Annotated in this window: 9 protein-coding genes; 5 read left to right on the top strand and 4 right to left on the bottom strand. The window is 49.1% G+C overall.

Going from position 1 to position 13,590, the window contains the following annotated elements; all coding sequences use genetic code 11:
• Positions 1–4: 4 nt before the first annotated feature.
• Complete coding sequence (locus I0P70_RS02200) at positions 5–958, top strand: type IX secretion system membrane protein PorP/SprF (protein WP_196114556.1); 954 nt, start codon at positions 5–7, stop codon at positions 956–958.
• Positions 959–1,309: 351 nt separating this feature from the next.
• Here the strand turns inward: I0P70_RS02200 and I0P70_RS02205 are convergent, their stop codons facing one another.
• Complete coding sequence (locus I0P70_RS02205; RefSeq protein ID WP_196114557.1) at positions 1,310–3,892, bottom strand: M14 family metallopeptidase; 2,583 nt, start codon at positions 3,890–3,892, stop codon at positions 1,310–1,312.
• Positions 3,893–4,029: 137 nt separating this feature from the next.
• Complete coding sequence (locus I0P70_RS02210) at positions 4,030–4,830, bottom strand: PepSY domain-containing protein (protein ID WP_196114558.1); 801 nt, start codon at positions 4,828–4,830, stop codon at positions 4,030–4,032.
• Positions 4,831–5,449: 619 nt separating this feature from the next.
• Here I0P70_RS02210 and I0P70_RS02215 point away from each other — a divergent pair.
• Entirely contained in the window at positions 5,450–7,087 is a 1,638-nt protein-coding gene (locus tag I0P70_RS02215) for a T9SS type A sorting domain-containing protein (protein WP_196114559.1), read from the top strand.
• A gap of 99 nt (positions 7,088–7,186) precedes the next feature.
• On the opposite strand, the gene I0P70_RS02220 is transcribed toward I0P70_RS02215, so the two are convergent.
• Positions 7,187–9,076 carry a CocE/NonD family hydrolase gene (locus I0P70_RS02220; RefSeq protein WP_196114560.1) on the bottom strand — a complete coding sequence of 630 codons (1,890 nt, stop codon included), beginning with the start codon at positions 9,074–9,076 and terminating at the stop codon, positions 7,187–7,189.
• 155 nt (positions 9,077–9,231) lie between these two features.
• On the opposite strand from I0P70_RS02220, the gene I0P70_RS02225 reads away from it, so the two are divergent.
• Positions 9,232–9,849, top strand: a complete 618-nt coding sequence (locus I0P70_RS02225; protein WP_196114561.1) for a hypothetical protein — start codon at positions 9,232–9,234, stop codon at positions 9,847–9,849.
• 52 nt (positions 9,850–9,901) lie between these two features.
• A complete protein-coding gene (locus tag I0P70_RS02230) occupies positions 9,902–10,114 on the top strand; it encodes a hypothetical protein (protein WP_196114562.1) in 213 nt (70 codons plus the stop codon).
• Between the two features lie 3 nt (positions 10,115–10,117).
• Here the strand turns inward: I0P70_RS02230 and I0P70_RS02235 are convergent, their stop codons facing one another.
• Complete coding sequence (locus tag I0P70_RS02235; RefSeq protein ID WP_196114563.1) at positions 10,118–10,810, bottom strand: TIGR02117 family protein; 693 nt, start codon at positions 10,808–10,810, stop codon at positions 10,118–10,120.
• A gap of 211 nt (positions 10,811–11,021) precedes the next feature.
• Here I0P70_RS02235 and I0P70_RS02240 point away from each other — a divergent pair, with 211 nt between their 5' ends.
• A complete protein-coding gene (locus tag I0P70_RS02240; protein WP_230391937.1) occupies positions 11,022–13,580 on the top strand; it encodes a M14 family metallopeptidase in 2,559 nt (852 codons plus the stop codon).
• Positions 13,581–13,590: the final 10 nt, after the last annotated feature.

The raw sequence follows: 13,590 nt of genomic DNA on the forward strand, positions 1-13,590 counted from the left end.
CGTTATGAAAAATAAGATATTAATATTCTGCTTTTTGTTGATTGCCTTCACCGCGTCGGCCCAGCAGAAAGCCCTTTACTCACAGTACATGACCAATTACTTCATTCTCAACCCGGCAGTAGCTGGGTTTGAGAAGGACGTAAACATTAAAATGGGTTACCGCAACCAGTGGGTTGGCTTTGAGGGCGCACCTAAAACCTTTTACCTGAGTGGAGAGGGCGCCCTGTTTAACCGACACCTGAAGCGCAGCCGCAAGACACAGGGCTTCCATGGAGCAGGCGGCATGGTCTACACTGACCAGACAGGCCCAACTACCCGTACTGGCGCTTTGGCTTCCTATGCGTACCATGTACCACTGAATCGAAGCATCTACCTGTCGTCTGGCTTTTCTGCCGGCTTTCAGCAGTTTCGATTCGACCCAGCCAAAGTGCGCCTGGCAGACGGCTCCAATGAGCGTGACCCGGTGACTAACCATGGTCGCGTGGACGCCTTTATGCCTGACCTGACGCTCGGTACGTTTATGCACTCAGAAGATTTTTACTTCGGTATTTCCCTGTTTCAGGTGCTTGGCAACAAGATACACGAAGTGGATGGGGGAGAAGAGGTTAGCCGCCTTTCGCGTCACTTGTTTGTGTCGGGTGGGTATAACTTCGATGTGCACGACAAAATCCGGCTGATGCCTTCTGCTTTGCTGAAGTATGTGCAGGGTGCCCCGGTTCAGGCTGACTTCAATATGAAAGCAGCCTACCACATGAGCAAACGTCGCCAGAAGACCGTGTACGATGACCAGGTATGGGCAGGCGTCTCTTACCGTACCCAGGACGCCGTTGTAGGCTTGGTAGGCGTGCAGTTTCAGGAGCAGTTTCAACTGAGCTATACCTACGACATCACCGTGTCCCGCATGCGCCACCAGAGCGCCGGTTCACACGAGATCGTGCTAGGCTACCGCTTCAAATAAGATACAAGTCCATCGCTCACAAAAGAGAAAGGCCAGCGCAAGTGCGCTGGCCTTTCTCTTTTATGGTGGGTTGCTTATTCGATGTATAGACCCACATTCAAGAATGCTTGGTTTGGGTTCTGTCAGAAATTGTCCTTTGAAAGTAAAGACGTTTTATTCTACTTTTTGTCATCCTGTAAGGATCTTGGTAAAGATAGCCACAACCCCGCCAGCAGTATAAGTTTAACCTTCGGAGGTAGGGGCCTGTATTTTAACCAAGTTTCTTTACAGAATGACAGTAAGTCTCGAACTGGTTATCTTAGAATGAAACGACCTATCTCTTGGAGATTAAAGGTCTAAAGCCATATCACTTTAATGCGCTGCTTCCTCGGCACGGGCGGAGCTTCCGCTGATGATCTGGCCGAAGAAAATGCTGTTGAGAAACAACTTGTTGGTGCCGAACCAGAAAGCGCGGAAGTTAGGGTTGTCCGTCATGCCGATCACTTTACCTCCTCCCAAAGCCGATACTGTAATAGCGGCACTGTTGCCAAGCTGCTTCAGGTTCGGTTTTGAGATGTAGCCGCTGAGCAATGGATTGGCTGTGTATACCGCCGGATTGGCATAAGGGCTCTTGGAAGGCTCCATGAACAAGCGGTTGTCACGGAACACAGGCAGCTTACTGTTATAGTAGCCATAGCCCAGCGGATGTGTCAGGTCGAGGTTAGTTTCAAAAATAGCACCACCGATCACCTGCGCACCAGTTGTGTTGCTCATAGTAGCGTATGGCAGTCGCTCTGTGCTGTTGTTTTCGCCCTGCTTGAAGGTGAAGTTGCCGATCTTGTTGTCTGCAAGCCAACGCGTGGCATTGCCCATACCTATCAGCGTGCCGCCCTGCTGCACCCAGGTGCGGAGTCTCGTTTTACCTATCTCCGAAATGCTACCATAAGAGCCATCGGCCATGACCATCACATTGTAACGGCTCAGGTCAGCGCGGTTCACAGACTCGGCATTGATCAGACTGGTGACGATATCGAAACGGTGGTCGAGCAGGTGCCAGGCTTCGCCGGCATCGTTACTGTTCACGCCGTCGCCGATCAGCATGGCTACTTTAGGTTGCTGCAAGGTATAGATGCCCGGGCTCCCCAGGTTGATGCCCTCTGTGAATCCGGTGCTGATAGCATGTACCATGATGCCATTGTCCTTAGCGATCTGAGTCATTAGCTCGTGTATGCGCTCTGCACTGACTGGCTGACCTGTCACTGGTATCAGGATGGTGCCGTAGTCAAATTGCTTTCCATTGGCCGTGAATTTGCTCGTAGTCACTCTGGCCTGCAAGCCGTGGTTGAAGAGGGTGTTGAGGGCTCTTGGAGCATAGTAGCCGTGCCACTCAAAAGCATAGGCATAGGCGCTGTTTCCGCCTACTACCTGACCTGCAGGGAAGTCAATAGACGCGAGCTTCTGGCCCAGCATGCTGCGCTTGAACTGGCGGGATGTTAGGTTAGCGTGCTCCAGGTTGAAAGCTAGCGGCAGTGTCCAGGCAGATACGTCGTAAAACAGGCTGTCCTGGAACGAAGTACGGCGCTCGAACATTCCTTCGATCAGCTTATACTGTGGCTGGTTGGTGGGTACGATGTAGCTATTCTCCGGGGTATAGGTCACATTGTTGATCGTGAATTTCTCCTGCGGCCGGTAAATGTCGATCTGATGCTGGTGGATGATCTCCGCCAGGTGATAAGCACGAGCCGGATCTTTCTCGGCGCGGAACACATAAGCACCAACCGGAGCCTTGGCAGACTCTTTCAAGGCGTCGCGGTAGAAGTCACGCTGATGGGTGAGCAACTCTTCGCGCATGTTCTGCACGGCCTCCAAAGTAGAAAGGGTAGTGGTAAACTGGTTGCGGATGGTGAAAGGGAAAGTCAGTACGCCATTCACGCTCTCCTGGGCATGGCCTCTGGAGCTCGCCTGCTCAAACAAGATACCGATAGCACCATTCACATCCGGATAAGTAGAGCCTTTGCCGTAATAAAAGTCATCGAAACTCTCTTCGGTATAGTAAAACGAACCGATCTTGTCGAGGGCCTTGGCATGAAAGCCGGCGATTTTTTTAGTGAGGTCGTAATTTCGGGCAGGCGTAAGAGGGTGGTTACGACTCGGTATACCTGGCTGAAAGAAGAAAGTAGAATTGGTGCCCATCTCGTGGTGGTCAGTCAGCACGTTTGGCTTCCACTCGTGGAACTTGGCCAGTCTGCCTCTCGACTCCGGGTGCTGGAGCGGCAACCAGTCGCGGTTCAGGTCAAACCAATAGTGGTTGGTACGGCCACGTGGCCAGGCCTCAGAAAACTCTTCGCTGTTCGGGTCTGTCACCAGGTTTTTGCTGCGGTGCGTGTTCACCCAGCTGGCAAAGCGGTTCAGTCCGTCTGGGTTAATGGAAGGGTCGATCAGGATTACTGTTTCGCTTAGCAGCTTGTCAATCTCAGGTCCTTGCGCAGCAGCCAGGTGGTATACGGCTAGCAAAGAGGCATTGCTTCCGCTCGGTTCATTACCGTGCACGCTGTAACCCATCCACACCACACCCGGCATGTTCTTGATGTCAAGCTTGCCGGATGTATTCGGGTCGGTTAGCTGACGGTGCTGCTCCTTGATGCGCTGGATGTTCTTGTGGTTTTCGGGAGAAGTGATGGTGAGCAGGTATAGCGGACGGTTTTCGTGCGTGCGAGCATACTCCTCAATGGTGATACGGTCGGACAGCTGCGCCATTTGCCGCATGTACATGGCCAGCTGGTCATGACTCACATGCCATTCGCCCACGTTGTAGCCCAGTATGTCTTTGGGTGTCGGAAACTCTTTGTTGTAGGTTACATCCTGCGGGAGGTAGTAGGAGAGGTCTGCCTGCGCCATCGTCCACTGGCTTAGAAAGACCAGTGCCGCCGTGGCGAGTGCATAAATTTTTCTCATGGGTACGGTTGTTTTAAGGGTGATCGTGAAATAAGGTTAGTTATGCAATTTCCCCTTTTGCTTCGCCTTTTCCAAAAATAAAAGCCCAGCCAGTAGTGGCAGGGCTTGAATAGCAGTGTGTCGTAAGCTCGTGTAAGTTAGCTGATAACAGGCCGTCTCCGATCTTGTGGTCTGGCGGTGTTTTTCCGACGTGAGCCACTGCTCACAAAGTAAAGGGCAAAGCCTGAAAGTATATTCACAATACCTGCAATCGAAAACACGCGCAGCAGGAGATTGCCAAAGTTGTCGCGTCCCTGGTAGTCCATGGTGTGCAGCATCCAGAGAAAGTCAAATACACGCCATTTGTTGTTTCGGAATCTAGTCACGACGCCCTGCTCAGCGGCCACATACACTGTAGTTTGAGTAGGGTGCTCCATGGTAACGGCCCAGGCGGGTAGGGCACCGCTGCGGTACTCATGATGACCGTTTATGTTTTCGTTTGTCAGATACTCCACCTTTGTTACATGTGCCTCATCTATGAAACTGTTGCGTGCTATCTGCACTGATTCCTGCTCGGTGAGTGGTGGACGTAGTTCTCCAGTTGCAGCTACTGCCAGTTGTGTCAGCGTAGTAGTATGTGCATGGCTAGACTCATGTAGTGTCGAATCAGGATGGTAGCTAATCTGATAATGCGGTTCGCCCAATATGTCGATTAGCTTAACGGATGTAATTGCCGAACCTGCAGAAAAATACTTAAGCACCTCTGCTGGCGATACGAGTTCCATTCCAGGGCTAAAGGTGGTTGAATGTTGTTTGCGCTGATAATCACCATGGATTTCGTCTATGTCGCTGAAGCTGAAATAGATGCCTCCGATGGTCCACATCACAAACTGTATACCTGTGACAAGTCCTAAATAGCGATGTGTTTTGCGGATGCGGAGGTGGGTCTTTCTTTTCATAAGGCTAATAAGGTGGGTAAATATAAGCTAGAGTGAGTAGAGCTACAATTTTATACCTGTCAAGCACTTCTTTGCAGACGTTGCCAGTTACTATATCTATTTCCTAAGTTGATCATCTTTCCCTCTGCTTTGTGATGAATTTTTGATTACTGGTTTTACATCAATTTATCTGTAATGGCGTGGCAGAGTTGAGAGGAATATAAGTACACTATAAGTCTATGTATATATAATATTAGCTATGCATTGTTAGATATTATATTGTTAGGTGTGTGAATGTCGTGAAACATTTATATGAAATAGGGGTAAATTAACTAATAATGACTTGGCTTTGCTAAATACTGAAAATATAAAATATTTAATTATTTAAATATGGTCTTAGGCCGTATTTATTAAAGAGCTAAGTAAAAGTCGGTTAATAATTATTTACCGTTCAATTCACAGAGTTGACTTTTGAAGTCAGATATACAGGTTAAAGTAACGGTAGTATAGTAGCTAGCTTTTAACGAATGACTACCAAGTTTTGAAGCATACCAGGTAGTGACATACTGCTTTTTATTTGATGCATTAGATACATAAATACATACTCTTTTAGCGTGCACTCACCTCTAACAAATAAATTATGGAAAAGAATTATACTCAGATAATTAAAGGAACAGCAAATCAGAGGCTTCATGTAAATGTTACGGCAATTTTTTTTACATTCATTTTGATATTTTTTAGCAGTGAGGTATTAGCTCAAACACCAACTATAACTCCTCCACTCGATCCTATATGTGCTACGGTTGGGCGGTCAGTTGATCTGACAATTGAGGGTAGCGGATTCAGATTAGGAACAGCTCCTTCAAATGCTGGTAATGTTAGGGTGGAGTTTTTGCTTTCAGGAACAAACACATCTATCACAGGAACCCCCATTGTAACTACTGCTCTTAATGAAGGTCAGATAGTTTTAACTATTGCTTCTAATTCTGCTATAGTGAGCTCAGCCCGAACTATCGATATTAGGGTATCCAATAGAATAGGTAATGGGAATCAATGGACAAACCCATCAAATAGGATTAGTTTTACAATATTTCCTGCTTTAGAGACATTAGGAGCGATAGCAGCTACCATGATTGAAGATGAAGAGGTAATTGATGTTACAGGGGCAACAGTTTGTGGCGGAGGGGACATAACTTTTACTATACCGGAAGTTCCCAATGCAACAGGATATGTATGGGATGTGCCTGAAACTGCTACTTTGATTGAAGGAAACGATAATATAGTTACATATAGATTTCCTAATGATAACATTGATCCAATAGAAGGGGTTGTAACTGTTTTCGTAATTAATGGTTGTCAAGATGTAAGAATTGCCAATACTGTAGTCACAATATTAAGAGAAGTTACAGTATCAGGTGATATAGAAATTGATACAGATGATCCAAATAATAGTGTAGTAAGTGGTGAAAATGCAACATTCATAGCTCAATCAGAAATAATAGATGCTGGCGATGTGCTAAGTTATCAGTGGTTCGAATCTGTAGATGGTGCAGAATGGTCTCCTGTAATAAATGAAACGTCAAGAGCCTATTATGTAGAAAGTGTGCCGAGTGAATCATTTGCCGTAAGGGTAGATATTACAGCTAGGCAAGAAAATGCGTGTTATTCTAATTTACCGAGTGGAGTAGAGCGACTCGAAACTGGGATAATCGTTCCCCTCCCAGTCGAGCTCCTTTACTTCACAGCCGTCAAACGCGGCACTGATGTAGCGATGGAGTGGGCGACTGCTTCTGAATTAGATAATAAAGGTTTTGAAGTGCAGGTGTCTCTGGATGGTCAGAACTTCCGCAGCTTGGGTTTTGTGGACTCTAAGGTAAATACAACCAGCTTAAAGCAGCTTTATACCTTTGTTGACAGAGAAAAAGGCAAGCTAGGCACACGTTACTACCGCCTGAAGCAAGTGGACCTGGATGGTAAGTTCGAGTATTTTAGCACAAAGGCCGTAGAATTCGGCGCCATTACAGCTAATAGTATCAAAGCTTATCCTAATCCATTTCATTCGGAACTGCAACTAAACATAGATTCGGAAGCGACTGGAGATGTACAATTAACGGTAACTAATACCATGGGACAACAGTTAATGCAACGCACTATACGGGTAGAGAGAGGAGCTAATACTGAGAAACTTGAGTTGGACCCATCCCTGCCGCGAGGCATCTATATCGTTTCTACCACTATGGGAGGTTTCAAGAGTCAATTCAAGTTGATGAAGGAATGATAAATAAGTAAATTTTTAATACACAAAGACAAGGGCCAGGTATAGCATACCTGGCCCTTGTCTTTGTGTATAACATTTCTGTTTTAGCTGCCAGCCCTGCTAGAGTACCTTCACCTTCAAACTAGTTGGTTGCTGGGGTGAGTGGTATACCTTGTGGGTAGCTTTGATAAAGTCCTCCTCGTTTGCTTCAAAAATATTGTCGACATACTGCTGTGGGTTGCGGTCAACCAGCGGAAACCAGGTACTTTGGATCTGCACCATAATGCGGTGGCCCTTCTTGAAGGTATAGAGCACATCCTGCAACTCCACGTTTACCTGTGCTACCTGGTTTGGCACAAAAGGCTCCGGCTTCTCAAAGCTGTTGCGGAAACGGCCACGGAACACCTCACTGCGCACCATCTGCTGATAGCCACCCATTGGCTTGGCAGGCTGATGTGCGTACGCGGCTGCTGTGTCCGGGTACACATCGATCAGCTTTACTACCCAGTCAGCGTCGGTACCGGTGGTAGCTACTTTCAGTTGCGCCAGTATCTCGCCTGCCAGTGTCAAGTCCTCAGTAAGCACGTCGGTCTGGAAGGTAAGTACATCGGGGCGGCGACTTGCGAAACGCTGATCATCGGTCATGTATTCGCGGGTCATGCCGGTGGCAACGGCCTCGGTGAACGGTACCGGCTTGGCAGGGTCGCTGATGTATTCGCTGGCTTCGGCTGCGCCTGCTTTTGGTGCTTCGAAGCTTAGTTTGCCGTTGGCGTGCAGGTATAGCGTTTTCTCCTGAGCGGCTTTTGGTGGCCAGGTCTCGAACTCACGCCACTGGTTGGTACCGCCTTCAAACATAATGGCCTCTGGCAGTTTCACCGGGTTTTTGGCGTCCTCCTTCAGGTAGTGGGTGAAGAACTTGGCCTCTACGTCCTGCTGGTACCAGGGCGAATGCGCCTTGCCGAAATGCACATTGCCGATACTGCTACCGTCGCCGCGAGCCCAGCCACCATGCACCCATGGTCCCATTACCAGCATGTTGGTCAGCTTTGGGTTATTCTTTTCGATGTGCTGGTAGATCTTGAGCGGTCCATATAGGTCTTCGGCATCATACCAGCCACCTACGGTCATCACAGCAGTGCCTTTCAGATTTTTGAGGTGTGGCAGTATGTTCCGATCTTGCCAGAACTTGTCGTAGTTGGGGTGTGCGGCCATCTCGTTCCAGAAAGCCACCTTGTCTTTGTAGTATACCTCGTTTGCATTCTTCAGCGGACCCATGCGCATGAAAAATTCATAGCCATCCGGAGTGCCGTGGTCAAAGCGAGGGTTGCGGTTTGGCGTTGGCTCCGGGCGGGGCAGACCGAAGCTGGCCAGGAAGTTGAAGGCATGCGGCAGAAAGAAAGCACCGTTGTGGTGGAAGTCGTCCCAGAACCAGTCGGCAATCGGGGCTTGCGGCGATACTGCCTTGAGCGCCGGGTGATTGCTCATCAGACCAGCAGCGGCATAAAAGCCAGGGTAGGAGATACCCCACTGGCCTACGCGTTTGTTGCTGTTTTTCAGGTTCTTCACCAGCCAATCCACAGTATCGTAAGTGTCGGTACTCTCATCTATGTCTTTCTTGCCTTTCTTGTTAGGCACATGCGGGGTCATGTTCACGAAAGTACCTTCTGACATATAGGCACCACGTACATCCTGGTACACAAAGATGTAACCGTCGCGCATCATCGTCGTGCTGGGGCCGAGGGAGGTTTTATAGCCTTCTTCATATGGACCAGCAGAATAGGGTGTGCGGTTAAGCATGATGGGGTACTTTTTGCTCTGGTCTTTTGGGGAGTAGACCACTGTATAGAGCTTTTTGCCATCGCGCATCGGTACCTGGTACTCCTGCTTGGCGTAATGCTCCCGGATATATAGCGAGTCTTGGTTAACCCGCTGGGCAAGTGTCTCACCTGCATACAGCCAAAGGGCCAGCAGCAGGAAAAACGCACGTAAATAAAGGTTGTTTTGTCGCATTGGAAGAGGTTTATATTTAAGGAAGATTGTTTTTCTGCCTGAATATAGCCATTCCAGCGTATAAGTTATAAGGTGCGCTTTGAGGTTTTGGTCAGATCTAAAGCCAAAGCGGAAACCCACTAGTTTAAATCCCATCATTTTACATGACAAAACATATGGAAAACCGTTTACATCCAACCGATTATGAAGAAGGGCGACCTCCAAAGCGGCCTTATCAGGAGAATAGACTGATTACGCTGCTCAAAAGACCCGCTGTGTTCATCCCTTTGCTACTGGCACTTGCCTTTCTGGTTATTCTCCTATTCATCAACTCCTCTAAAAATACACAACTCCGCGAGGCCCGGGAACAGGCGGCACAGGAACGAGAAGTAATTGTCACACAGGCCAATCAGCGTGTAACCGAGAACACCACTTATTTCTTAAGAACGCTGATGATGCCTTTCTCGTGGTCCGTGAGGACAGCCATGATGTCGAGGAACATGGAGCAGGTAGACCAATATCTGTATGCATTTGTGCAGGAGCCTGATTTTGAACTGGTACTATTGGCTGACAACAGTGGGAAGATCATCAGCACTACAAACCAGAAGTATAAAGGAGAGCTGTTCGCGGATCATTTTGAATCTTCGCTGCTTCAGGTAGAGTCCATTACATTGGATACAAGCGACTCCACCAGCATCAAAGTAGCTGCGCCCATCATGGGGCTCAATTCAAAACTAGGAACACTCTATACTGTTTACAATCCAAAGAATCCGATCAGAGTGGATGGAAATTAGGCAAAAATATAGTTAATGTTAGGGCCTTAAATATTAGATAAAACCAATATATATGGAGACAAACCTCAATCTTCCAAATATGAAAACGCCCAACATTACAAAAAGAGACATCAAATGCTTTTTGCTAGGTATAGCAACTATCTATGCTGTTGATATTGCTGTAAATTGGGAGAGCCACAAAACAGCCTTTATACAGGGAGTAGAAGATGGCTCTGCTGATGCCGCCAAATCGACTGAAGGTCTAAGATTAGAAGAGCGTAAGTAGAAACTACTCTCGCACCTGCCGCATCACCACAAATGAAAAAGGAGCCCATAGAGCGGCTCGATGGCCCATAGCTTTAAGTCCGCTGTTTACCCAGCCGTTGCAGGTCTTGAAGAGGTGGAACTTGCCGTTTGCTTCGTAAAAGTTGTCGCGGGAATGATAGCCCCCGCCTTCGATCAGCAAAAACTCGCCATTAGCCTGTTGCTGAAAACTATCCAGGATATACTGCACCAACGCCTGGTACTGCTCCTGACTTATAATCACAGGTTGCTGGTATTTGTTTTGACGGAGTGGTTGGGCGATGTACTCTACGTGCATGGCCGTACGGGTAGGCCAGAAGAGTGAGGTAATGGCCGTCGTGAGCGTAAGGTCAGACCATTCAGGTGTTTCCATATAAAACTGCCGGTCGCCCCAGCCAAATCCTACGTGTGTAAAAGAACTATCGGCACCAGCGAAGTCCTGCACGTACAGCCTGTCTCGCCAATCTATGATATCGGTTTTAACAGGCAGCACCAGATCCGTGTGCACGCCATTGTCGGTCACAAAAATCTCTATACCTTCCGTGGTTTGTGCATAGCTGCTGTTGACAGGTATACTGCCAAGCGTTAGTCCGGCCAGTACGTAGAGTACGGTCATCAGGGCCAGTCCCGCCATAAATGCCAGGAAGCCTTTGCCGGTTTTTCGCCAAAACAGATACATAGCTATAGGTACGCACATAAGGAGTAAGGTGTCAGGTATAGAAAATAAACCGAAGCCCGCCAGGTAAAATTCCACCCTGGCCAGTCTGCTCTTCTCCCAATCATTGTATAGACAGTCTTTGCAGGTATAAAATTGTCAAATTCAGCTTTTTTGCGCAGATTGTACCTTTATTCCCAATACCATTAACATACCTTTTTTTAAGCAATTGATCATGCAAAACACAATGAAGCGATTGTTCGCTTTTGCCCTCGTGTTGCTGAGTTTGCAAACGGCCCTGGCACAGCAGCAGGCCCTACAGACACCAGCGCAATTCCTGGGCTATACCTTGGGCGAAGAATTTACAACGCATGCCCGCATCACAGACTATGTAAATTACCTGGCACAGCAGGCCCCGAACCGCATTCGGGTGCAGGAGTACGGCAAAACCTACGAGGGCAGGCCTTTGCTGCTGGCTTATGTAGCCAGCGACGAGAACCTGCCGCGCCTCGAGCAAATTCGGGAGAACAACCTACGTCAGGCGGGTATAGCCAACGGCCAGGTGCAGGGCAAACAGCCCGCTATACTTTGGATGAGCTACAACATCCATGGCAATGAATCTGTGAGCAGCGAAGCAGTACTGCAGGTACTCTACGACCTGGTAGACCCAAACAATCAGCAAACCAAAAAGTGGTTGGAGAACACCGTGGTGATCCTGGACCCTTGCGTAAACCCAGACGGGCGTGAGCGCTACGTGCAGTGGTACAAGCAAGTGCAGAACCGGGGAGGCAATGCGTCGCCATATGCATGGGAGCATTACGAGCCTTGGCCGGGCGGCAGACCCAACCACTACTACTTTGACCTGAACCGCGACTGGGCCTGGCAGACACAGGTTGAGTCGAAGCAGCGTATGGCGCAGTATAACCAGTGGCTGCCGCAGGTACACGCCGACTTCCACGAGATGGGGCCGGAGCAACCTTACTATTTCTCACCAGCCGCCAAGCCGCTGCATGAGAGCATCACCCCCTGGCAACGCGATTTCCAGTACACCATAGGCGACTACAACCGCCAGTACTTCGATCAGAACAACTGGCTATACTTTACCCGCGAAAATTTCGACCTCTTCTACCCAAGCTACGGCGATACCTGGCCTACCTTTAACGGGGCAATCGGGATGACCTACGAGCAGGGCGGCTCCGGTCGTGCTGGCCTGGCTTACAAGAAACAGGACGGCGACACACTCACCTTGACTGACCGTATCGCGCACCACCACATCGCCAGTTTGGCTACCTTGCAGGCCACAGCCGAAAAGGCCGACCAACTCACGCAGGAGTTCCGCAAGTACTACGACAACAACCTGAAGAAGCCGGGTGGTGATTACAAGACGTTTGTGTTCCGGGCGGACGACCGCAGTACAGGCAACCTCAAAGCCCTGACTGACTACCTTGACCAGCAGCAAATCCGGTATGGCTACGCCGACAAGAGCAGTTCAGCCAAAGCTTTTAACTACGCCACTGGCAAAGAAGAAAGCGTACGGGTAAATCAGAATGACCTGGTGGTGAGCATGTACCAGCCGAAGTCTACGCTGGTGAAGGTATTATTCGAGCCGAACTCAAATCTGGAAGACTCCCTCACCTATGATATCACTTCCTGGGCCATGCCTTATGCCTTTGGTTTGCAGGCTTATGCTTTAAAGAGCCGTCTTGAGCCAAGTAACCAGAAACCTGCGAAAGCAGCTACTGCTATGAAAGTGGAGCGCCCATTTGCTTACCTGACCCGCTGGAACAGTCTGCAGGACGTGAAATTTTTGACCGAACTGATGGCGCAGAAAGTAAAAGTGCGCATGTCAGAGAAGCCGTTCGAGATGGATAACCGCCAGTACGATGCAGGTACACTGATTATCACCCGCACCGGAAATGAAGGTATGGGGGACAAACTGGATGCGGTGGTGCGGGCAACTGCTGAGAAACATGGTATAGCCCTACAAGCCTCCACGACGGGCTTTGTGAGCAGCGGTGCCGACTTCGGTTCAGGCAGTGTGCGCTTCCTCAAAACGCCGAAAGTGGCTATCATGTCAGGTGAGGGTGTATCGCCTTATGCTTTTGGCGAGATCTGGCATTACTTCGAGCAGCAGATCGGCTATCCGGTGACGGTGCTTGGCACCAGTTATTTCGGTAACGTGCCGCTGCACGAATTCGATGTACTGATTCTGCCTGCAGGCTCTTACGGCCGTGTGCTGAATGAGCAAGCGTTGGAGCAGGTGAAGAACTGGGTGCGTGGCGGTGGCAAACTGATTGCCCTGGAGAGTGCCGCTGGCTTCCTGGCCGGGAAGAAGGATTTTAACCTCCAGAAGAAGAGCGGTGGCGAAGCGGCTGATAAAGAGAAAGCCAAGGAAACGAAAGAAGATCCTTACCGTCTCCTGCGTGCCTACGGCGACCGTGAGCGTGACGCCATTTCAGAAGATGTGCAGGGCAGTGTGTTCCGTGTGAATCTCGACAAAACCCATCCGTTGGCTTTCGGCTACGGCGACACATACTATGCCTTGGTGCGTACCTCTGACACCTTCAGCTTCATGAAAGACGGCTGGAACGTCGGTGTGCTCAAGAAGGATAATTATGCTACCGGTTTTGTAGGTGCCAAAGCAAAAGAGCGCCTGAAAGACGCCCTAATCCTAGGTACGCAGCCGATGGGCAGAGGGCAGGTGGTATACTTGGCTGACAACCCGCTGTTCCGCGGTTTCTGGCATAACGGTAAGTTGCTCTTCGGCAATGCCGTGTTCCTGGTGGGGCAGTAATCAATTCACT

Origin of the sequence: Pontibacter sp. FD36 (genome assembly GCF_015686655.1) — a bacterium.
In the GTDB taxonomy this organism is placed as follows: domain Bacteria; phylum Bacteroidota; class Bacteroidia; order Cytophagales; family Hymenobacteraceae; genus Pontibacter.